A 22,462-nucleotide genomic window follows, 5' to 3' on the forward strand; every position below is an offset into this window, starting at 1 on the left:
GTCTTCCCTATCTTTGCGGTGCCGCTTTACCAGGTGACCGGCGGCCGACGGCGATTGTTGCCTCCGGTTCCTCCCCGCAGACGATTCCCGGGTGCAGTCCCCGCGCCGCCATGAGATGAGCCACAGCCCCGGCCTGACTCCGGCTGCACTCCACCAGCACCCAGCCTTCCGGCCCCAGCCACGCAGGGGCCGACTCGATGATGCGCCGCAGCACCTCCAGTCCGTCAGCACCGCCGTCGAGAGTCAGCGGGGGTTCATAATCCCGTGCCTCCGGGGGCATGGTGCCGAGCTTGGCGGTGGGAACATAGGGGGCGTTGGCGACGACGACGTCGATCCGGCCGCGGAGCCCGCACGGCAGCGCCTCGAACAGGTCGCCCTGCAAAACCGATGCCTGCCCCGCCAGATTGATGCCGGCGCAGGTGACGGCAGCGGTTTGAAGATCAACGGCGTAAGCCTCCGGCGCGGGGGTCGTGTGCGCGGCAACGGCCATGCTGACCGCCCCGGATCCGCAGCAAAGCTCCACGAACACCGGACGGCTGAGGCTTTCGAGCAGCGCAATGGCTCGGGCTGCGAGCAGCTCCGTCCGCCGCCGGGGAATGAAGACATTGGGGGCAACCGGTATCCGCAGCCCGTAAAACTCTGCCCAGCCAAGGACCTGCTCAAGCGGGAAACCGTCGCAGCGCTGCTGAACCATCTGATCCAGAGTTGCGGAGCCGGCGGCTTCAGCGAGCAGGAGGCGGGCCTCCTCTTCGGCAAACACACAGCCTGCCGTGCGGAGCCGTGCTGCCAGTGATTCCTCGGAGGGTCGCATCAGTCTTGCCGGAGGGTGAACAGAAACGGCGGGTAGGGGCCGCGCAGATCCATGGCGCCGAGCAGTGTGCTGCTGTTCACCCGACGGAATATGTCGTTGACGGGCAGTGCGTCGTAGATCATGGTTGCGCTCAGAACTCCGCGATACTGCGTCATGCGCAGGCGCGCCTTCGGTTGGGAGGTCCGGGCCAGCGGCAGCAGCGGCCGAATCATGCGGGCGGCGAGCGGTCTGAGGACGGTTGGTGTGCGGACCAACGGCGCCAGCCGGAGGGCGGCGGCCAGCGGAACAACTCGGGGATTCACTTCAAAGCGCCTTCCGCGTCTGTCGGCAAAGACCAGCGGGTGTGCGCCGTCGGGCCCGTCAAACTGCTTTCCCTGCCATCCCAGGGGTCCCAGGAGTCCGTCGAACGGGTGGCCGGTGGGCAGATCTGCACCCTGCCAAAAGCCTTCGAGCTCTTCGATGCCCACCGGTGGGAGCGAATCGAAGAAGTCCAGGGCTTGTTCCGCGGTGGTGCCGGACCTGAGTTCGCTCAGCCTGGTGTCGGGATGGTGATCGTTGCGATCCATTCCTTGGTCCTCAGATCTGTTGTCCGTCGGCCCTTATGGTTCTTTATTGTCCCCGCGGGGACGTGCTCTGCCAGTAATCACGGGTAAAGAACCAGTAATGGAAAAGGCCGCCGAAAAGGTCATCGCACAATAAAATAGAACACATGTACGAATCTTTGCGGCAGATGAGATCCCAGCCCGGAGCGAGGAAGCTTTCCGGGCTGATCCCGCAGCACGGCTGCGGCAGTGGTGGCCTCGATGCGGCTGAGCGGACATCGACGGTTGAGCGGACATCGAAGATTCAGCGGACATCGACGGTTGGGCGGACGTTGAACCCCGAGGGGATGGCGGGGGCCGAGCGGACGTCGACGGCTGACGGGAGATTGGCAGCATTGGAAGCGGGAGAGCGGGCGCGGCTGATCGATGAGATCCGCGCGTTGGAAGAATTGAAGGCAGCGGCTGCGGCAGCTCAGGCCCGGGCAGCTGCAGCCTTTGATGCTTCAACGCGCCGGGCTCAGGCCCGGGCAGGGGTAGCGGCAGAGTATCTGGGCCGCGGGGTGGGAGCGCAGATCGGGTTGGCTCGCCGCGAGTCTCCACACCGAGGCATGCGCCTGCTGGGGCTGGCTCGGATCCTCACGGAAGAGATGCCGTACACTCTCCGGGCCCTGAGCGCCGGTGTCATCAGCGAGTGGCGGGCAACGCTTCTGGTGCGGGAGACCGCGTGCCTGTCGCTGGAGGACCGGCAGCATGTGGATGAGACGGTGGCAGGGAACCTCAATGAGCTGGAGGCATTGGGAGACCGGCAGCTGATTGCCCGGATCAAGTCACTGTCGTACGGCCTGGATCCGCAGGCAGTGGTCAAGCGTGCGGCGAAGGCGGTTTCGGAGCGGTATGTGTCATGCCGGCCGGCGCCGGACACCATGACCTATCTGACCGGGTTGCTGCCGGTGTCCCAGGGGGTGGGAGTATTCGCGTCTCTGTCCCGGGAGGCTGATCGGTTGCGGGCGGCGGGGGATCCGCGGAGCCGGGGCCAGATCATGGCCGACACGTTGGTGGAGCGGGTCACCGGACAGGCACGCGCTGAAGATGTGCGGGTGGAGGTGCAGCTGATCATGACCGACCGGTCCCTGCTCGCCGGCGTCCTGCCGAATCCGGTTGGTGGAGAAGGGAAAGAGACCGGCCGCGGAGGCGTTGTGGTTCCGGACGGTTCGGAGCCTGCCGTATTGGCAGGGTACGGAATGGTGCCGGCGCAGTGGGCGAGGGACCTGATCCGCGGGAACCAGGCCGAAACAAAGCCGCGCCAGGCCGGAACAAAGCCGGGCAAGGCCGGAACAGAACCCGGCAAGGACGCTGCAGAGACCAATGCGCGGACCACCGCATCTGTCTCCCGCCGGACGGCAACAGCACTTTCGGGCCCTTCACAAGATGCCGGACCGGCATCCGAATGGGGAAGGGCGCCAGAGCATCCGGTACGGCCGGATCCGCGGACCGAGGTGTGGTTACGCCGGTTATACGCGGTGCCGGAGACGGGCCAGCTGACAGGAATGGATTCCCGGGGACGGCTGGTACCGCGCGGCTTGGCGCGCTTCATCGCAGCCCGCGACCACGTTTGCCGTATGCCGTGGTGCGGGGCTCCCATCCGGCATTACGACCATATTGTTCCGTTCCGGAAGGGCGGGGCGACCTCGGCGGAGAATATCCAGGGGTTGTGCGAGGCATGCAACCAGGCCAAGGAAGCACCGGACTGGAGTGCACGGACCGGCACCGAGGGCCGACATACGGTGGTCATCACCACGCCCACGGGCCATGCCTATAGTTCCACTGCGCCGCGGCCGCCGGGCTTGAAGTGAACACCTTGGCCAAGCACGGGGTGGGGTATGAGGTTGGGCATGAGGCAATACACGAGAGAATAGGGGATGTGAGCACACCGCAGATATCCGGCATCCCCAGTTTCCTCCCGCAGGTGCCGTTCGACCTTCAGCACATTGGGACGGGATTGGTTTTCGCGGAGGCGCTCGCCGATCTGTTCTCCGCCCTTGATCCCCAAAACGGGAAGAGCGCCGCAGTTGTGCAGGCTCCGCCGGGAACCGGAAAGACGACGCTGGTTCCGCCACTGCTTGCCAATCTTCTGGCTCTGCAGGAAAGTTCAGCCGGACGGCCGCCGCGCATTGTCGTGACGCAGCCGCGCCGGGTGGCGGCACGATCGGCAGCCCGCCGGCTCGCCGCGCTGGACGGCAGCCCGGTGGGCGCCCGCATCGGCTATACGGTGCGCGGCGAGAGCCACACCAGCCCGGAAACCATCGTCGAGTTCGTAACCCCCGGTATCCTGCTGCGCCGGCTCCTAACCGATCCGGGGCTGGAAGGCATCACCGCCGTCGTCCTCGATGAAGTGCATGAGCGCGGATTGGAAACGGACTTGCTGCTGGGCATGCTCACCGAGGTCCGGCAGCTGCGCGAGGACCTGACCTTGGTGGCCATGTCCGCCACACTGGACGCGCCGCGTTTTGCTTCGCTGATCGGGAACGACGGCGGCGGCCCGGTCCCCGTTGTCGGCTGTCCGTCTGCCCTCTATCCGCTGGACATCCGCTGGCAGCCAGCTCCTTCCCTGCGTCTGGACGAGCGCGGGGTGACGCGGACCTTCCTGGACCACGTTGCCGACACAGCGGCTGCCGCCCACGCCGAACTCCTGACCGGGAACCCGCAGGCCGACGCCCTTGTTTTCGTTCCCGGAGCCTGGGAAGTCTCGTCCGTCGCCTCCCGTATCCGCAGCCGCGCCGGCGCCGGAACCGAAGTCCTGGAACTGCACGGACAGATCGATCCGCGGGACCAGGACCGCGCGGTATCCGGCCGAGCAGCAGGAGACCGGCCCCGGATCATCGTCTCCACCAGCCTGGCCGAGTCCTCCCTGACCGTACCAGGAGTTCGCTTGGTCATCGATTCCGGGCTGGCCCGCGAACCGCGCCGGGATGCAGCGCGCGGAATGTCCGGCCTGGTGACCGTTTCCTGTTCCCGGGCCTCAGCGGAGCAGCGGGCCGGACGTGCTGCCAGGCAGGGACCGGGCCGTGTGGTTCGCTGCTATGACGAGCGAACTTTCGGTGCAGCTCCGGCACATCAAACGCCCGAGATTTCCGTGGCGGATCTGACCTCCGCAGCTCTCGTCCTGGCCTGCTGGGGCTCGCCGGGAGGCGAAGGCCTGGCGCTGCCGGATGCTCCGCCGCACGCAGCCATGGAAGATGCCCAAACTGTACTGAAGACCCTCGGCGCCGTGGATGTTTCCGGAGCCGTCACCCGTGTGGGCAAGACCCTGGCCCGGATCCCCGCCGATCCCCGCCTGGCAAGGGCTCTGCTGGACGGCTCCAAGGTGGTCGGAGCCCGCACTGCGGCGGAGGCCGTAGCACTGGTCGCAGGGGATCACCGTGCACCCGGCGCTGACCTTACCCGGCTCCTGGCTGCCCTGCGGTCCGGACGGGAGCCGGGAGAGCGCCGCTGGTCCGAGGACGTGCGGCGCATGCAGGGAATTGTCCGCCGTGAAGGGTCAAGGGGCGAAAAAGCATCTGCCGGGAATCCAATCCGTCCTTCGGATCCAGCTGATGTTCCGGTTTCGGAGACCATGGGATTCGTCGTCGGACTGGCGTTCCCGGACCGCCTTGCCCGCAGGGTGCCCGGGGAAGGACCGGAGCGCTACCTGCTCTCGTCCGGAACCCGCGCCGGACTGCCGGCCGGCAGCCCGCTGACCGGCCACGAATGGCTCGCAGTCGCCGAAGTCACCCGCGCCCAGGGCCGTGACGCCGCCGGCACCGGAGCGGTGATTCGCTCGGCTGCACCGCTGAGCGGAGAAACTGCCGCTGCCGCGGCGCAGCACCTGCTTACCGACACGGTTGAAGCTCGGTTCGTGTCCGGCCGGGTCACCGCCAGGCGTGAGCGCCGCCTCGGGGCGATCGTGCTGTCCTCCACACCGGTGCGGCCGACGGCGGCCGAAGGCAGGGCGGCAGTGGCGCGGGCTCTGAAGCAGGAAGGGTTGGGCATCATTGGTTTCTCTCCCGCCGCGGATGCGCTGCGGCGCCGTATGGCATTGATCCGCCGCGAGCTCGGGGAGCCGTGGCCGGATGTCTCCGAGCCGGCGCTGCTGGCCCGTCTGGATGACTGGCTGGCTCCCGAACTGTCGGCCCTCGCCGCAGGCGCCTCGGTGAACGGCATAGACCTCACAGAACCACTGCGCCGCCTGCTGCCGTGGCCCGAGGCTTCCCGGCTGGCCGAGCTCGCACCGGAACGCCTCGCCGTTCCCAGCGGCTCCAATGTCCGGATCAGCTATCCGGAACCCGACGACGACGGCGGCCGACCGGTTGTAGCGGTCAAGCTGCAGGAGTGCTTCGGCTGGGCGGAAACCCCGCGCGTGGTCCAGGGCAGGGTGCCCGTGCTGTTCCATCTGCTGTCCCCGGCACGCCAGCCGCTGGCTGTGACCGATGATCTGGCATCCTTCTGGGCCGGACCGTATTTGCAGGTGCGGGCCCAGATGCGCGGCAGGTATCCCAAACACCCCTGGCCCGAGGACCCCTGGTCGGCCAAGGCGACTGCCAAAACCAAGGCCCGGATGTAGCGGGGCGGCGGAGCGGCGGGGTAGCGGGGCTGCGGGGCGGCGGCGTTACGGGGTAGCGGGGCGGCGGGGCTGCCCCGCTGCGACAGGCATCACGTGGGGTGTTCCGCTGCCGGAGCGAAGTGCACTCGTAGGCTGGAAGAGCGGCGACCTGTCTCTTCAGCCGCAGTGAAAGGCCCGTTTTTCCGTGATCCACTCCCTTCATAATTTCCTGTCGGTTCCGGCTGGCCGGGGCCACCGGATTCCGGCAGTCCGCGTTGCTGCGGGGCTGCTGATTCCGCTCCTGGTACTGATCCTGCTCGACCGCACCGACTTGACGATGTGTGCCATCTTCGGGTCCTTGACGGGAGTCTTCGGCCGCAGTGAACCGCATTGGCGCCGGCTTCGGCATCAAACCCAGTCCGGTGCCCTGATGACCCTGACCGTGGTTGCCGGAGTGACCATGTCGCTGGCCGGACGGAGCGGATGGGAAGTCGTGGCGGCCGCTACCCTTATCGCCGGAATCATCTCCGTTGCCGCCGACTATCTGCGTGTCCGCCCGGCCGGACCGTTCACCTACATCTTCGCTTTCACTGCGACCGCCGCCGCACCCTTTTCCGGTTCCCCCGGCGAAGCCGCACTGGCGGCAGGCGGGAGCGCGCTGACGGCCATATTGCTCGGAATCGCCGGCCGGGCACACGCCCGCAGGCATACCCCCGTGCTTCCCCTGACACCGCGGCCGGCACCGGACTGGAAAGCAATTTTCAAGCACTCAGGCCGGTACATCGCGGCCGTCGCCGCCGCCGGTTCCCTCGCCGCGCTGGTGGGACCGGGACACAGCTACTGGGCCATGCTGGCGGCGTGTGCCCCGATCGCCGCCGCTGATGCGGCGCGGGCTCCACTGCGGGCCGTACATTTCATTGTGGGAACCTACGCAGGTGTGCTGCTCTCCGCCCTGCTGCTGCAGCCGGACTGGACCCCGGTGCAGCTGGCCGTCCTGCTGACACTGCTCCAGTTCGCCGGGGAGGTCTACGTGATCCGGCATTACGGGCTGGCCATGATCTTCCTGACTCCTGTAGCGCTGCTGATGACCGGTTTCGTGTCAAGCCAGCCGGTCTGGGACCTCACTGTGGACCGGGCGGTGGAAACCACCATCGGCGCGGCGGTCGCCGTCGTCGTTGTCCTGCTCACCACCTCCCGCAAGGCGAAGGCATTGCCCTCCACAGCCGTCACGCAACCGGCAATTGGCCCCGGCCAACCCCCAAACCGGCACTGACACCGGACCCGCCGCGTGTCCGGCCAATAGACTTTCGGCATGACGGACCGACCCCGGATCCTCGTCGTGGAAGATGACCGCCGGCTGGCCAGGATGCTGGCGGACCTCCTGAAATCGGAGGGTTATCTGGTGACGCTGGCCTTTGACGGTCAGCGCGCACTGCACGAGGGCCTGACCCAACCCTTCGACGTCCTGCTGCTGGACCGCGGCCTGCCCGCTATCGAGGGACTGGACGTTCTCACGCGGCTGCGCAGCCGCGGTGTGCTGACACCGGCGCTCATCCTCTCTGCCCTGGGCAATGCCGCGGACCGGGTGGAAGGCCTGGACCGCGGGGCCGAAGACTATATGGCCAAACCGTTCGACATCGACGAGCTCCTGGCTCGGTTGCGGGCGCTGCGGCGACGGAATATTGCCCGGGTTCCGGTGCTGCCCGTGCCCGGCGGCACCCTGGACACCACCGGCCGCACGGTCACCACGGACGCCGGGGACGTGGTGCTGCTCTCTGACCGGGAAGGCGCACTGCTGGAGCATCTGGCCCGCCGGCCCGGTCAGGTGTTTCCGCGTGCCGACCTGCTGGAAGCGGTCTTTCCGGAAGCCGACGACGACGGCGTGGTGGACACCTATGTGCATTACCTGCGGCGGAAATTGGGTAAGGATGCTGTGCTGACGGTGCGCGGCATCGGCTACCGGCTCGGCGCCCGCACATGAGGTTCGGGCGGCCGGCGGCGAAGCGTGCCGCCGTGGCCCGGAAACAGCGCAGCCCGGAGGAAGCCGAGCTGCGGCAAGCCACCGGGCGCCTGGCAGCCCAGTTCACGGCGCTGACCGTCGTGCTGCTGGGTCTGGCCGCCGTCCTGGTTTACGGGTTGGTTTCCACTCAAACCCGTGAGGCCGCCGAGCAGACTTTGATGTCAGCGGTGCAGTTCGATTCTCCGCGGGAGGCGCCGCTGGACGTCTTCCTGGCTGTGTACGACGACGGCAGGCTGGCGGTTTCCCGCAACATGCCGTCGGGCCTGCCGGACCAGGAAGCGCTGGCCGAGGTTGCCGGTACGGACAGATCCCGGCGGGACACCGTGTCCGCCGGAGACCGGACGTACGAAGTCCTCACTGTGCGGCGCGGCGGTGATGTGGTGCAGGCCGCAGTCGATACGCATGAGGCCACGGAACAGCTCCGCCGCCTGGCACTGGCGCTGGTGGTGTCGGTGCTGGCTGCCGGGTTGGTGGCGGGCGCTCTTTCCGCCGCAGCGGCACGGGCTGCCATGCGGCCCATGGCTGAAGCGCTGGCTTTGCAGCGTCGGTTCGTGGCCGACGCCAGCCATGAACTGCGGACACCGCTGACCCTTCTCAGCACCCGTGCCCAGTTGCTCCGGCGCCGGTTGTCGAATTCCTCTTCGTCCTCAGCGACCCCCTCCGGCGGGGAGGCTGATGACTTGCAAGACGTCACTGTGAACGAGGGAGCACTCGAGGCTGCCGATGACATCGTGGAGGACACCAAAGTACTCACAGGCATCCTCGAGGACCTGCTGATGTCCGCGGATCCCCGGCACTCCGGACCTCCGGAGCCGGTTAACCTGGTGCCTCTGGCGCGGTCCGCCGTGAGCTCGCTGGAGCCCGAAGCCCTCCGGCGCGGGTTGACGCTCGAGCTGGACGCCCCGGCTCCCGAAATAACCGTGCTGGGCGGACAGTTTGCGCTGCAGCGGATCTTCACGGCGCTCGGGGCCAACGCCCTGGACTATGCCCGGTCGCTCGTGCGGTTCTCCGTGGGGAGCAGCGGACGCGTTGCTGTGATTCGCGTCGCCGATGACGGAGCCGGATTTCCGCCAGGCTTTACCCGGCAGGCGTTTGAACGGTTTGCCTCCGTACGAAACCGGGAAACGGGTGGCGCAGAGGGCGGCAGCGCCGACGGAGACGGCACCGGCACTGAAGGGAACGGCACTGAAGGGGACGGAACCGAAGGGGACGGAACCGAAGGGGACGGCACTGAAGGCAACGGCGCCGGCGTAGGAGAAGACAACGTGGCGCCGAGACACTACGGGCTGGGGCTCGCCCTCGTAGCGGAAATCGCTGCCCGCTATGGCGGCAGTGTCCGCGCCCTGCCGGCCGGGGGAGAACCCGCAGCCGTCGGCCGCTCCGGCGGCGTGGTGGAAGTTCGCCTTCCCCTGGCCGGGGGACGGCGCGGGGTCTAAGAATCTTCGAAGAATCGGCTCCGAAAATAAGAGTGTCAGCACATCCACTCTTCGAAAGGTGCATGAAACGATGGCATTTCGGGACAAGGCCAGGGGCCCGCTGGGATGGATCCTGGGCGTAGTTGGCGGTCTGGTCCTGTTGGTCGGCTCCTTTTTTGCCGGTATGGCCACGGCCGACACAACTGCGGATTCGGAACAGGCCTCTGTGACTGAACAGCAGCAGGAGCAGCAGGGCCAGGAGTCCGAATCGGAGTCTGAGTCCGACGCCGAGACGCGGCACGAGCGCGACGGCGGCGGCGACAAGGCAGAGAAGGACAAGGCAGACAAGCCAGACAAGGCGGATAAGGACAAGACGGATCAGGGAACTGAGACAGACCCGGACACCCAGGAGGAGAACTCAGACGGGGAATCCGCGCCGGATCAGGGCAGGAACGACGGCGACCGCAAGGTGCGCGACGATGACGGAGATGTCCGCGGCGACGGCGACGGGCCTGCCCGCGACGGCATGATCGAAGACGGTCCCGGGCACGGCCACGGCGGCCGGCATCACTCTGACGCCCCGGACTCCCAGGAACAGCAGGATGCCCCGGACTCCCAGGAACAGCAGGACAGCCCGGAACAGCAGGACGGCCAGACCGGTCCGGAAGCCTGACTTCCGGCGGACCTGACACTGCGCGCACATCCGCGCACGTCAAAGTAAACGCTCAACGGCAAAAAGGAACGCCCGGCCAGCTGGCCGGGCGTTCCTTTTTATGAATCCATCAGATTGCAGGTCCGTTCGCTTCCCGCGCTCCGATGGGAGCTAGTGCGTGATTACGCTACGCGGTAGTACACGGCGCCGGAACCAACGTTGGCGCTCTGCAGCACAGTCTGGTTGCCGCCCCATCCGCTGTGGATGGCCTGGCCGTTGCCTACGTAGATGGCGATGTGGGCAACGCCCATGCCGCCGTCGGCGTAGTAGGCGATGTCGCCCGGCTGGGGGTCGGAAACCGGGGTTCCGTAAGCAGCAAGCTGCGCGGGAGCCAGGTCGCCAACCGAGTGGCCGGCTGCCCGGAGGGCAACCTCAACCAGAATGGTGCAGTCCTGGACGGCACCCATCTGGGCGTATGCGGAGCTGAGCATGATGGCGTTGGTGCCGCTAGCAGCGGGAGCGGCAGCCGGCGTCACGGAGGAAGCCTGCGTGCTGAAGGTGCTGAAGTCGGCCACGGCGGCGGTCTCTTCCACCGGAGCGGCGTAGGAGGCTGCAGCGGGAGCGTCATAGGACACTGCTGCAGGAGCATCGTAGGACACTGCAGCCGGTGCGGCGTAAGCAGCTTCAACAGCAGCGCCGCCGGCGTACGTGATGACATCGCCGGGGTAGATGATGGAATCCAGCGAAAGGCCGTTCAGCGCCAGGATGTCGTCAAGGGTGACGGCGTAGGTGCTGGCGATGGCGCTCAGGGTGTCGCCGGACTGGACCACGTGGGTGGATGCTGCGGCGGGGGCAGGAGCCTCAACCGGAGCAGCTGCGGGAGCTACCGGAGCAGCCGGAGCGGCTACAGCAGCAGGGGCGGTGTAGGACTCGGTCGAGTCGTTGGCGACGACGCCTGCCGAAGCGGGGCCGGCCATGCTGAGGACCAGGCCGGAGCCTGCTGCCAGGACAGCTGCTGCGGTGCCGATGGTGCGGGCCTTGCCGGTGGTGGCGTTTGCAAGTGCAGTCCACAGTCCGGTGTTGTCGGCGCTGTGGGTTCCACGAGTATTGTTCAACAAAATAAGTTACCTCTCCCGATACCTGCGAGGTGAGCTGTCGGATGCGGATGGGAGTCATCCGGTCCGCCGAAGAAACCTCGGCTGACTTAACCCCAAGGATTCATAAGGAACCCGTAAGTGGTTCCCCCGCCTCTGCCGAAGTGTGAAATCTGTGGACCTTGACCAGCGGCAGAGCTAGGTAACAAGTCAAGGGAGCCGCTTCAGATAACGGCATGAGTACTACCGTACAAGACGGTTACGGGATGGTAACTATTTAGTAACGAAGCTCGCACGGAGGCGTGAGTGGCACCTCTGGAGTGGCCTGTGGGTGCCGGCACAGGAGGTTCCCGAACCCGCGTCAGCACGGGGATTTAGTGCCGTTTAGGTCCCCGGATACGCCTGGGTCCGCAGGTACGGCTAAGTCCGCAGATACGCCAACGTGGCCAGTACGCGGCGGTGGCCGCTGTCCGACGGCGAGAGGCCCAGTTTCGCGAAGATGTTGCCGATGTGCTTGCTGACCGCTGTCTCGGATACGGAGATGGTCCGGGCAATGGCGGTGTTGCCCAGGCCCTCGGCCACCAGCCCCAGCACTTCAAACTCGCGGGGAGTCAGCGACCGGATGGGGTCACGGGTGCTGCGCCGGCTGAACAGCTGGGCGATGACCTCCGGATCCATGACGGTTCCGCCGGCCAGGACCCGGCGCAGGCCCTCGACAAAATCGCCCACTTTGCCCACGCGTTCCTTTAAGAGGTAGCCCACACCCTGGGCGCCGGAGGCCAGCAGCCGGCTTGCGTACCGGTCCTCAACATAAGCGGACAGGACAAGGACCGGAAAGTCCGGCACCCGCGAGCGAAGTTCCAGGGCAGCGCGCAGCCCCTCGTTGGTGAAGGTCGGCGGCATCCGCACATCAAGGACGGCGCCGTCGGCACTGCCGGGTTCAAAGCCTGCCAGCAGGTCCTCGGCATTGTCCGCGGAGCCAACCACCTCAAATCCCTCGCCCTGCAGCAGCAGCTCAAGCCCGGCGCGCAGCAGAGCATCATCTTCGGCGATCAGAAGGCGCATGGAAGCTCCACCCTTAGTTCGGTTGGCCCGCCGGGCGGACTGGTCAGATACAACGTGCCGCCAAAGGCTGCGGCGCGGCGGGCAATTCCGGCCAGGCCGGTGCCGGACCCGGCCGCCGGATCGCCGGCACCCGCAACGGCAGCGCCGCCGCGCCCGTCGTCGTTCACCCGGACCACCAGCACATCCTCGCGCGGTGCGGTTTCTGTGCGCAGGAGCACTTCGATGTGCGAGGCGTCGGAATGTTTCGCGGCGTTGGTCAGGGCTTCGGCCAGGACAAAGTAGGCGGCGGATTCCACCGCTGCGGGAGCACGCTGCAGTCCCTGCACGTCCAGCGAACAGCTGATGGGGGACCTGCTGGTCAGTGCAGATGCCGCTCCGCCCAGGCCCAGCTCATCCAGGACCGGCGGATAAATGTCGTGCACCGCTTCCCGCAGACCGGCCAGGGCTTCGGTGGCGGCGTCCTGGGCACGCCCGATAAAAGGCATTGCGGCAGCCGGATTGGTCTCCGCCGCCCGCTGCGCCAGCCCGAGCATCATCACCACTCCCACCAGCCGGTTCTGCGCTCCGTCATGCAGCTCACGTTCGATGCGGCGCAGCTCTGCTGCGTGGGCCGTCAGTGCGCTGGCGCGGGCTGCGGAAAGATCCTGGATCCGGCGGGCGAGTTCGTCATACCGGCGGGGCGAGAGGATCGCCAGCGTGCCGCCGCTGAGCCGGCGGGCCATCCACGGCGGCAACAGCCAGGCGGCAACGCCGTAGACGAGGCCCAGCAGGACGGTGAATCCTGCGGCGGGCCAGCTGGTCACGGGAACTACAAAATCGAGCGGCGCGGACTGCGGAAACAGCGGCCACCACGGTGCCGTCCCTATATACAGCACGGCGGCCAGCGGCAGGGCCACCGCAAGGCAGCCGGCCAGCAGCGCAAAAGCACAGTGGAACAGCAGCCAGGAAACATCCCGCTTGGTTTCCGGTGCACTGACCAGCGCCGCCAGCTCGCCGAAATTCTTCCTGCCCTCCAGATAACGGCGGTCAAAGGGCACGACGGCGCCGGCATAGCGTGCAGCGCGGCCCTGGGCCCGGGCAGCGAGCAGATTGAGGGTTCCCAGCAGGCGGGGAACCGCGTACAGGCCAACGCCCAGCGGCAGGAACGGAAGCAGCACGACGCCGGCTACGAGGATTCCCAGCGACGCCGGCCAGTTCATGGCCTCGCGCAGGAGGAAGCCAATATCCCGAAGACGGGACTGCAGGCCGGCGCGGGAAAGAAAGCTCACCTGCCCGATTATGCCCTGCCCCCGTTCCACCGTGGGTATAGCCAGCTATACCCCGGATTGGGGTGTTGGCTGTATCGGCCGGCGCGGTCCTTCTCCGTAGCGTCAATGGCAGGAGAAAAGCGGCGGCAGCAGACCGCCCGCCAGAGAAGAGGATGAAGCCCATGTACACCGATACCACTGAGTTTTCCGGACCGGCTGCCCTGCAGCTGGAGGCGGTGGCCAAGAGCTACCGCACGGGAACCGCACGCGTGACCGCCCTGCATGAGGTGTCCCTTGCTGTTCCGGCCGGAACCTTCACTGCCGTCATGGGCCCGTCCGGGTCCGGCAAGAGCACCCTGCTGCAGATGGCCGCGGGACTGGACACTCCGGACAGCGGGCGGGTGCTGCTGGGGTCCACTGACATTTCGAAGCTGCGCCGGAGGGCGCTGACGGCGTTCCGCCGGGACCATGTGGGATTCGTGTTCCAGTCCTACAACCTGCTGCCCCAGCTGTCCGTGTCCCGCAATGTCACGCTGCCGCTGCTGCTGGGTGGCCGCAGCGTGGACCGGGAGTGGCTTGGCTATGTGCTGGAAGCTGTGGGGCTGAGCGGGCTGAATGACCGGATGCCGCAGGAACTTTCCGGCGGGCAGCAGCAGCGGGCCGCGATTGCCCGGGCGCTGATTACCCGGCCGGATGCGGTATTTGCCGATGAGCCGACCGGAGCTCTCGACTCGGGAACAGCCCGGCAGGTGCTTGACCTGCTGCGGCACACCGTGGCGGATCTGGGCCAGACCGTGGTGATGGTGACCCATGACCCGGTGGCCGCCTGCTCCGCCGATACCGTCATTTTCCTCGCCGACGGGCGCCTGGACGGCAGCCTGGCCAATGCCAGCGTCCGGGATGTCACCGAACGCGTGGCTTACCTGGGGGAGCGGTAGACATGCTGGCACTTGCCAAATCATCCATCCGGCACAACCGCGGCGGGTTCGCCGGCGTCTTTGTGGCCGTGTTCCTGTGCGCGGCGCTGATCACCGCCATGGGAGTCCTGATTGAATCCGGGCTGCGCGGAGGAACCGCGCCGCAGCGCCTTGCCGGTGCCGACGTCGTGATCGGGGCTCCGCAGTCGATGCCCGTTCCGGAGGACGTTGCGGTGCCTTTCGCCGAACGCGTCCTGCTTCCGGCCGACACGGTTTCTGCCGTTGCCGCCGTACCGGGGGTGGAGCGGGCGATCGGCACCGTTAGTATCCCGCTGGTCAGCGCCGAAGGCCGGAGCGTGGAGGCCGCGGCCTGGGAATCGGCGGAGCTGGCCCCGTATGCGCTGGTTTCCGGCCGTGCCCCGCAGGGAGCCCGCGAGGTTGTGCTGGACGGGTCCTTCGGAGTTGAACCGGGCGCACGTATCGTGCTGTCCCACGGGGGAGAGCCCGCGGAGTACCTGGTGTCGGGAGTAGCCGCCGCCGAGGATGCAGCCGAACAGGATGCCGCCGGCGCTGCCACACCGGCCGTCTTCCTCAGCTCCGCAGGCGCGGCTGCCTTGTGGCCGCACGGCGACAGCGTTGCCACGGTGGGTGTGATCGCCCGGGAGGGAACAACACCCGAAAAGCTCGCGGCGGCCATCGAAACGGAAGTGGGCGGCGTCGTCGGCTACACCGGAGACCGCCGCGGAGACGTGGAAACCCTGGGCGGTGCCGGCCGTTCAACACTGCTGCTGCTCAGCACCTCACTGGCGGGAACCGCCGTGATGACGGCGCTCTTTGTGACCGCCGGAACCCTGTCACTGTCCATCCTGGGCCGGCGCCGGGAATTCGCCCTCCTGCGTGCCGTGGGCGCCGGGGCGGGCCAGACCCTGGGCATGGTTGTTCGCGAGGTGCTGCTGGTGTCCGGAGCTGCCGCAGTCCTGGGGGCGCAGCCCGGATTCTGGCTGGCCCAACTCCTGGCACGGCAGTTCGCAGCCGGCGGTGTCATCCCGGAAGATTTCGCCCTTGCCTACAGCCCGCTTCCGGCCCTTGCGGCCGTGGTGCTCGCCTGTGCGGCCGCGGCTGGTGCCGCTTTGGTGGCAGCGCGCGGAGTGGTTCGGGCCACTCCAACGACGGCGCTTCGGGAAGCTGCCACTGAAACCCCTGCGCTGGGAAGGAAGCGGACGGTCACGGGACTGGTTCTGCTGGGTGCCGGACTGCTGGCGGCGCTCACGCCGCTGGCTGTTCCCGGATTGGGCGGGCTGGCCGCAGCAGCGGGAAGCGTTCTGCTGCTGATCATCGCTGCCGGCGTGCTCGGCCCGTGGATTGTTACCGGGATCCTCAAAGCAGTGCATCCGCTGCTGCGCCGCAGCCCGTCCGCGTCGATGGTTCTGGCCGAGGCGAATGCGTCGGCGTTTCCGCGCCGGCTGGCGGCGGGCATTGTTCCGCTGGCGCTGGCAGTGGCCCTGGGATCAGTGCAGCTGTTCATGCCCGCCACCGTGGAAAGCGAGGCCGTACGGCAGTCCCGCGACGGCATGGTGGCCCAGTACCTGGTGTCCGCTCCGGGCTCGGGGATCTCCGCGGATCTTGCCGGGGAGGTTGCTGCAGTGCCGGGAGTGCGGGCGGCAACACCCGTTGCCCGGTCGGCAGCCCTTGTCCCGACCACATTCATGGGAGTGGAGGAAACCGTTGAGAGCTACATGATCTCCGGATTGGGAACGCAGGATCCGGAGTCCGCGCTGGACCTTGGCGTACATGACGGATCGCTGAACCGGCTGGCCGAGCCGGGAACGGTGGCCCTCAGCGAAGACCTCGCCAGATCCACCGGCACTGACGTGGGCGGAAACTTCACCTTCTCCTACGGAGACGGAACCGAAGCAACCGCCGTCGTCGCCGCGACCTATTCACGGGGGCTGGGCTTCGGGGATCTGGCGGTGGCCAACGGCACGCTTCGCGAACACACCACGACGGGGCTGAGCGATTACGTGCTGGTGACCGCGGAGGACAATACGGACGCCGCACAGCTGACGGCGGACATTGCCGCGCTGGGCCTGAACACATCAGACAGCGGCCAGCTGGGTGCCGCCGGCGCTGCGGAACGCAAAGCCGAATCCTGGATATCCGTAGTGGGACTGCTGGTCCTGCTGGGATACGTGGGACTGTCCGTGGTCAACAGCCTGGTCATGGCCACGGCGCGGCGGCGTCCGGAGCTGATGCTGCTGCGGGCACTGGGCGCATCCAACAGCCAGCTGCGGCGAATGACGGGAATGGAATCGCTGCTGCTGGTGCTCGCCGCCGTCGTGCTGGGAACCGCCATGGCCCTGCCGCCGCTGATGGGTATTGCCGTCAACGTGTCCGGGTTGCCGCTGCCCACCATTGTGCCGTCCGTTTATCTTCTGCTGGCCGGAACGACGGCGGCGCTGGGCCTGGGGTCCGTCGCCGCCGCCACCCATGCAGCGCTGCGCGGGGCGCGGGAATAAACCGGTCAAAGAGCAGGTTGCCGCCTAGGCGGCGCCCTTACGGGAGCCGCCTGGGATTGCATCCCGGGCACGCCCCGATTTGACCGCACACCACTGTGAACAGGATTCCACCCTTTTGAGTATTGACCCGTCTTCCGTCGCCACCTCCGCGCCGCCGTCGTCCGGCACCTCCAAGCGCCGCACCGCCCCCGCCGCACCTGACGCCTTGGACCCGCGCACCAAGACCGTGATCGGGCTCCTGCTCGTCTCATCCTTCGTGGTCATCCTGAACGAAACCATCATGAGCGTGGCACTGCCGCGCCTCATGGCGGACCTGGACATCACCGCCGGCACCGCCCAGTGGCTCACCACCGGCTTCATGCTCACCATGGCCGTGGTGATTCCCTCCACCGGCTTCCTGCTCCAGCGCTTCTCCATGCGCGGCCTGTTTATGACCGCCATGTCGCTGTTCAGCGCGGGCACGCTGCTGGCCGCCCTGGCACCGGGGTTCGGTACGCTGCTCGGCGGCCGCATCATTCAGGCAGGCGGAACTGCCATTATGCTGCCGCTGCTGATGACCACCGTCCTGAACGCTGTCCCCGCCCACCGGCGCGGGCAAATGATGGGGACCATTTCCATTGTTATCGCCGTGGCTCCTGCCATCGGCCCCACCGTCTCGGGCATCATCCTCAACGCGCTGGACTGGCGCTGGATGTTCTGGCTCGTCCTGCCGATCGCCCTGCTCTCCCTGGCCGTGGGCGCCTGGAAGGTCCAGAACCTGACCGAGCCCCGCAAGGTTCCTTTTGACGTGCTCTCGATTGTGCTTTCCACCTTCGCCTTCGGCGGGCTGATCTTTGGCCTCAGCAGCATCGGCGAAGCCGCCCAGGGCAAAGCACTGATGCCGCTGTGGATTCCCCTGACCGCCGGAGTGCTGGCCATGGCCGGGTTCATCCTGCGCCAGCTGGTGCTCCAGCGGAAGGACCAGGCCCTCATGGACCTGCGGACTTTTGCCAGCAAGCCCTTTGTGGTTGCCATCGTCATGGTCCTGGTGTCCATGATGGCATTGTTCGGCTGCCTGATTGTCCTGCCGCTCTACCTGCAGAATGTTCTGGAACTGAGCACGCTGGACACTGGTCTGCTGCTCCTTCCCGGCGGCGCCGTCATGGCGATCCTGTCGCCGGTGGTGGGCCGGCTCTTCGATAAGTTCGGCCCCCGGCCGCTGGTCATTCCCGGTGCACTGATGCTCAGTGCCGCACTGTGGGGCATGACGACGCTGGACGAGACCAGCCCCGTCCCCGTGGTGATCGCGCTGCACTGCCTGCTGAATGCCGGCCTGGGATTCATTTTCACGCCGCTCTTCACCTCGGCTTTGGGCTCATTGCACAAGTCGCTTTACTCGCACGGCAGCGCCATTATCAATACGCTTCAGCAGCTGGCCGGGGCGGCGGGCACCGCGGTATTCATCACCCTGATGACGGCCGGCACCACCGCAGCAATCAACGACGGAGCAGCCGCTATTGAGGCCGCTGCTGCCGGTGTGCATACGGCATTCTTCTGGGGTGCGGTCATCTCCCTGGTGGCCCTGGCGGCGTCGTTCTTTGTGCGCCGGCCCGTCAATGAACTGCCCGACGGCGTGGCGGTCCACTAGGCCCGGAACATAACTGTCCGGAGCGGCCTTCCCGGTTAGTGGACACGTGCTTTAGACGGGTTCCACTTCCGGGAAATACTTGAGCATTTTCCTTTGCGCCGCCGGCCCGGTTCTTCCCGCGGCCGGCGGCCTGGGGGCCCTTTGGGGATTAGTTATCCACTGTTAAAGCTGAATTAGCCCTGCAGCCTATTCTGAGTGAGCCCGACGACTAAGCTGAATGACAGGGGTGGTTCAGGATTATCAGAAGAGGGACAAGATCACGTGGCCCAGAAACGACAAATCCTATTGATTGATGACCTTACCGGGGAAGATGCACAGGAAACTGTGCGGGTGGCCCTGGACGGTGCACAATACGAAGTTGACCTGACATCGGAGCATGCAGCTGAACTTCGGGAGAAACTGAGTCCCTATATTTCCGCCGGGCGCCGCCTGCGCGGCGGTTCAACCGGACGCAGTGCGCGGCGGGACGCCGCGCCCCGCAGCGATGACAGCCGAAAGATTCGTGAGTGGGCTACTGCCAACGGCTACAAGCCGAGTGCCCGCGGACGAATCAGCCAGGAAATCCGCGAAGCGTACAGCGCAGCGCAGCACTGAATAGCTCCGTATCTTTTTCCGCGGCAGTCAGCGCGGCAGCCCCGTCACGCGTTCGTTCGTGAGGCCGTGGACTGCCGCGCTGCGCCGTATTACCGAGCAGGGCAGTTTTACGGAGTTGGGCCGAGCAGGCCGTTTTACGGAGTTGGGCCGCTTTACCGAGCTGCGCAATACTCCGCCATATTTCTTGGGGTGCCGGTCATATAACGCGCCATTGGGATTTTTGGTCCCGTTCGGCCATGCTGGCTGCTAAGCCCTTCCGCTCGGCACCCGGGGAAACCCGGGGAGGGGACGCACCCGCGTTGCCGGTGGGAAAATTTAGTCCCACACCATCCAGAGCAGCTGAGAGACCTGCCTCCGCGACGCTGCAGCTTCCCCCGGGATATTCCTCCCGGAAAGGTGCTAATGGCAGGAACGATGGAAGGAATATGCCATGACGCACGACCACATTCCCACGAGCCATGCCGGTTCCCTGCCCCGGACACCGGAGCTTATTGCAGCCAATGCTGCGCGGACCTATGCCGACGACGGTTTCACCCTGGCGCGTACACCGGAGTTTGAATCATTGTTGACCGATGCCGTTGTTGACCTCGTCCAGCGCCAGAAGAGCCTGGGGATTACGATCCCCGGAGACGGGGAATACGGCAAGGCGATGTCCAATGCCGTGGACTACGGCGCCTGGTGGACATACAGCTTCCAACGCACGTCCGGGTTGGAACTTACCGAATTCAATCCCATCACGGCCGGCCCCCTCCGCAGCGAACCCGGAAACATTCGGCTCACGTCGTTTGCCGACCGGCGGGACTGGACCCGATTCTCCGGTGCCTACTCCGATCCGGAAAGCGGAATTCAGCTCGGCCGGAACGCCACGGCATTTCCCACAGCAACCGGACCCATCAGCTACAGCGGACATGACGCGCTGGCCGCTGATATTTCCAACCTCAAGGCCGGCCTGGAAGCTGCAGAACTTTCCACCGGTTTTATCACCGCCCTGTCACCGGGCTCGGCCAGCCGGATCGGCAATCAGCACTACAAGAGCGAGGAAGAGTTTATCTACGCGTGGGCTGATGTCCTGCGCGAGGAATACAAAGCCATTGTTGATGCCGGATTGACCGTTCAGATTGATGACCCCTCCATTGCGGAGAACTGGGACCAGATCAACCCCGAGCCCAGTGTCGAGGATTACCGGAGCTTCACGCAGATCCGCGTCGAAGCCCTCAATTACGCGCTGCGCGGGCTGCCGGAGGAGCAAATCCGCTTCCATGTGTGCTGGGGATCCTGGCACGGGCCGCACACCACGGACATTGAGTTCAGGCACATTGTGGATGTGGTGCTGGGAATCAACGCGGGTTCCTATTCCTTCGAGGCAGCCAATGCCCGCCACGAACACGAATGGGCCATTTGGCGCGAGACTGCACTGCCGGACGGGAAGCTCCTGGTTCCCGGTGTGGTGTCGCATGCAACCAACGTGGTGGAGCATCCGGAGCTGGTGGCGCAGAGGATAGAGCGGTTTGCCGGCCTTGTTGGCCGTGAAAACGTTATTGCGGGGACGGACTGCGGCCTGGGCGGACGCATTCATCCCGATATTGCCGTAGCCAAGCTGGAATCCTTGGGCCGCGGCGCGCAAATCGCAACGGACCGGCTTTTCGCCGGTGCATCGTCCATCCGGTAGCTGAATCGCCAGAGTGCGGGAGCCGGCCTTGCGGCTGTCTCCCGCATCTGCGGCGGCGGAAGGGCAGCCGCCCGCTCCCGCCCTGCACATCGGCCCTTGACGGCTCCCGGCATCACCCCCATACTCGGTTACTAAACGATCAGTTACCACTCAACGATGCGCTGGAGCCGACATGACGACCGCCGAAACAACTGAGCAGTTTGAGACCTTCGAGCAGCCGGAAAACACCGGTTTCAGCTTTGACCCAACGAACGTGCAGGACGTCGACAGTGACCTGTACCTGCTGGACAATCTCCTGGACGACCAGGCCAAGGACGTCCAGCGCCGGGTTCGCGCCTTCGTGGACAATGATCTGTTGCCGGTCATCAATGAGTACTGGGAGCGTGCAGAGGTTCCCTATGAACTGATTCCCAAGCTCGCCGCCCTGAACATCGCCGGCGGAACCATCAAGGGTTACGGTTGCCCCGGACTGACCCGGCTGGCAGCCTCCACTGCTGCTGCCGAACTGGCCCGGGGAGACGGTTCAATCAACACGTTCTTCGGTGTCCACTCCGGCCTGGCCATGGGCAGCATCGACATGCTCGGCAGTGACGAGCAGAAGCAGCGCTGGCTGCCGTCCATGGCCCGGTTTGAGAAGATCGGAGCGTTCGCACTGACCGAGCCGGGGCACGGATCCGACTCCGTTTCACTGGAAACGTCCGCCCGCCGCGAGGGGGATGTTTATATTCTCAACGGCAGCAAACGGTGGATCGGCAACGCAAGCTTTGCCGACGTCGTCGTCATCTATGCCCGCGATGAAGCCGACGGCGCGGTGAAAGCTTTTGTGATGGAAAAGGATGCCGACGGCAACCATCCCGCCGGCTACAACGCCACGGTTATTACCGGAAAGATGGGCAAGCGTGCGGTGCTCCAGCCCGACATTGTTATTGAGGGACTGCGGATACCGGCGGAAAACCGGCTGGAAAACTGTCATTCCTTCAAAGACGTCAATAAGGTGCTGGCAGCCACGCGCGGGGGAGTGGCTTGGGAAGCGCTGGGACATGCTGTTGCCGCCTATGAGATCGCCGTGTCCTACGCTAAGACGCGCGTGCAGTTCGGCAAGGAAATCGGGCGTTTCCAGCTCGTGCAGAACAAGCTGGCCAACATGCTGGCCCAGTTGACCGCCATCAAGCTGACCTGTTTTCGATTGAATGAGCTTGGCGACGAGGGCAATATGACCGGACCGATGGCTTCAATGGCTAAGATGTTCGCCGCGCGCCAGGGCCGCTGGATCTGCTCGGAAGCGCGCGACATCATGGGCGGCAACGGACTGCTCCTGGAGAACCACGTGGCCCGGCATCTGACGGACATGGAAGTGGTCTTCACGTATGAGGGCACGGACAGCATGCAGTCGTTGATCCTGGGGCGGCACATCACGGGGTTCTCGGCTTTTGCCTGAGGAGCCTTTGCCTGAGTGAGGGGCGCGGCGGTTGTTGAGCCGCCGAGCAGATTAGGAGAGCAGGCGCGGTCCGCGGAGCCATCCGAGGGCCGCGCCTCCCCTTTATTCATTTCGTATCCATTTCCATCCATTCATATCCAATTATCCGGATATAGCCTCATGTTCCAAACCGTGCCGAAACAGACAACGCGCACGACCCCCTCCACACCGGCACAAACATTTCTCTGACGGCGGGATCTTCTGGGTAGGCTGAGCGCAGAACAGGGAGCTGCAGAT

General features: G+C 65.9%; 17 protein-coding genes and 1 riboswitch. Of the genes, 12 read left to right on the top strand and 5 right to left on the bottom strand.

Going from position 1 to position 22,462, the window contains the following annotated elements; all coding sequences use genetic code 11:
• Positions 1–7: 7 nt before the first annotated feature.
• Positions 8–811, bottom strand: a complete 804-nt coding sequence (locus tag AC4D2W_RS02395) for a putative protein N(5)-glutamine methyltransferase (protein ID WP_490925311.1) — start codon at positions 809–811, stop codon at positions 8–10.
• Positions 811–1,377 (bottom strand): DUF4334 domain-containing protein, encoded by a 567-nt coding sequence (locus AC4D2W_RS02400; protein WP_490925312.1) that lies wholly within the window; start codon positions 1,375–1,377, stop codon positions 811–813. The genes AC4D2W_RS02395 and AC4D2W_RS02400 overlap by 1 nt, the downstream gene beginning before the upstream one ends.
• Before the next feature lie 362 nt (positions 1,378–1,739).
• Between AC4D2W_RS02400 and AC4D2W_RS02405 the strand changes: the two genes are divergently transcribed.
• The 6 genes from AC4D2W_RS02405 (at position 1,740) to AC4D2W_RS02430 (ending at position 10,040) form a co-directional block, all read left to right on the top strand.
• Positions 1,740–3,206 carry an HNH endonuclease gene (locus tag AC4D2W_RS02405; protein ID WP_490925313.1) on the top strand — a complete coding sequence of 489 codons (1,467 nt, stop codon included), beginning with the start codon at positions 1,740–1,742 and terminating at the stop codon, positions 3,204–3,206.
• A 68-nt stretch (positions 3,207–3,274) separates the two neighbouring features.
• The gene (hrpB, locus tag AC4D2W_RS02410) at positions 3,275–5,953 is read left to right on the top strand and encodes an ATP-dependent helicase HrpB (RefSeq protein ID WP_490925314.1); all 2,679 of its coding nucleotides are present in this window, start codon (positions 3,275–3,277) and stop codon (positions 5,951–5,953) included.
• Between the two features lie 184 nt (positions 5,954–6,137).
• Positions 6,138–7,205 (top strand): FUSC family protein, encoded by a 1,068-nt coding sequence (locus AC4D2W_RS02415; protein WP_490925315.1) that lies wholly within the window; start codon positions 6,138–6,140, stop codon positions 7,203–7,205.
• A gap of 39 nt (positions 7,206–7,244) precedes the next feature.
• Entirely contained in the window at positions 7,245–7,913 is a 669-nt protein-coding gene (locus tag AC4D2W_RS02420; protein WP_490925316.1) for a response regulator transcription factor, read from the top strand.
• A 32-nt stretch (positions 7,914–7,945) separates the two neighbouring features.
• Positions 7,946–9,388 carry a sensor histidine kinase gene (locus AC4D2W_RS02425; protein WP_490925317.1) on the top strand — a complete coding sequence of 481 codons (1,443 nt, stop codon included), beginning with the start codon at positions 7,946–7,948 and terminating at the stop codon, positions 9,386–9,388.
• Between the two features lie 70 nt (positions 9,389–9,458).
• Complete coding sequence (locus AC4D2W_RS02430; RefSeq protein WP_490925318.1) at positions 9,459–10,040, top strand: hypothetical protein; 582 nt, start codon at positions 9,459–9,461, stop codon at positions 10,038–10,040.
• Positions 10,041–10,201: 161 nt separating this feature from the next.
• Here AC4D2W_RS02430 and AC4D2W_RS02435 read toward each other — a convergent pair whose 3' ends face one another.
• The 3 genes from AC4D2W_RS02435 to AC4D2W_RS02445 form a co-directional block, all read right to left on the bottom strand.
• Complete coding sequence (locus AC4D2W_RS02435; protein WP_490925319.1) at positions 10,202–11,134, bottom strand: LysM peptidoglycan-binding domain-containing protein; 933 nt, start codon at positions 11,132–11,134, stop codon at positions 10,202–10,204.
• Positions 11,135–11,142: 8 nt separating this feature from the next.
• A riboswitch (cyclic di-AMP (ydaO/yuaA leader) is annotated at positions 11,143–11,295 on the bottom strand.
• Positions 11,296–11,533: 238 nt separating this feature from the next.
• Positions 11,534–12,178: a response regulator gene (locus AC4D2W_RS02440; RefSeq protein WP_490925320.1), complete on the bottom strand. Its 645-nt coding sequence runs from the start codon at positions 12,176–12,178 to the stop codon at positions 11,534–11,536.
• Positions 12,166–13,446, bottom strand: coding sequence for a sensor histidine kinase (locus AC4D2W_RS02445; protein WP_490925321.1), 1,281 nt, complete (start codon positions 13,444–13,446; stop codon positions 12,166–12,168). The genes AC4D2W_RS02440 and AC4D2W_RS02445 overlap by 13 nt, the downstream gene beginning before the upstream one ends.
• A 161-nt stretch (positions 13,447–13,607) precedes the next feature.
• On the opposite strand from AC4D2W_RS02445, the gene AC4D2W_RS02450 reads away from it, so the two are divergent.
• From AC4D2W_RS02450 to AC4D2W_RS02475, 6 genes are all read left to right on the top strand, one after another.
• A complete protein-coding gene (locus tag AC4D2W_RS02450; RefSeq protein ID WP_490925322.1) occupies positions 13,608–14,363 on the top strand; it encodes an ABC transporter ATP-binding protein in 756 nt (251 codons plus the stop codon).
• 2 nt (positions 14,364–14,365) lie between these two features.
• Positions 14,366–16,858, top strand: coding sequence for an ABC transporter permease (locus AC4D2W_RS02455; protein ID WP_490925323.1), 2,493 nt, complete (start codon positions 14,366–14,368; stop codon positions 16,856–16,858).
• A gap of 115 nt (positions 16,859–16,973) precedes the next feature.
• Entirely contained in the window at positions 16,974–18,485 is a 1,512-nt protein-coding gene (locus AC4D2W_RS02460; protein WP_490925324.1) for an MDR family MFS transporter, read from the top strand.
• A 261-nt stretch (positions 18,486–18,746) separates the two neighbouring features.
• Positions 18,747–19,079 (top strand): histone-like nucleoid-structuring protein Lsr2, encoded by a 333-nt coding sequence (locus tag AC4D2W_RS02465; RefSeq protein ID WP_490925325.1) that lies wholly within the window; start codon positions 18,747–18,749, stop codon positions 19,077–19,079.
• Positions 19,080–19,509: 430 nt separating this feature from the next.
• The gene (locus tag AC4D2W_RS02470) at positions 19,510–20,748 is read left to right on the top strand and encodes a cobalamin-independent methionine synthase II family protein (protein WP_490925326.1); all 1,239 of its coding nucleotides are present in this window, start codon (positions 19,510–19,512) and stop codon (positions 20,746–20,748) included.
• Positions 20,749–20,920: 172 nt separating this feature from the next.
• Positions 20,921–22,186 (top strand): acyl-CoA dehydrogenase family protein, encoded by a 1,266-nt coding sequence (locus AC4D2W_RS02475; RefSeq protein ID WP_490925327.1) that lies wholly within the window; start codon positions 20,921–20,923, stop codon positions 22,184–22,186.
• Positions 22,187–22,462: the final 276 nt, after the last annotated feature.

Source organism: Arthrobacter sp. TJ-58, assembly GCF_058269295.1.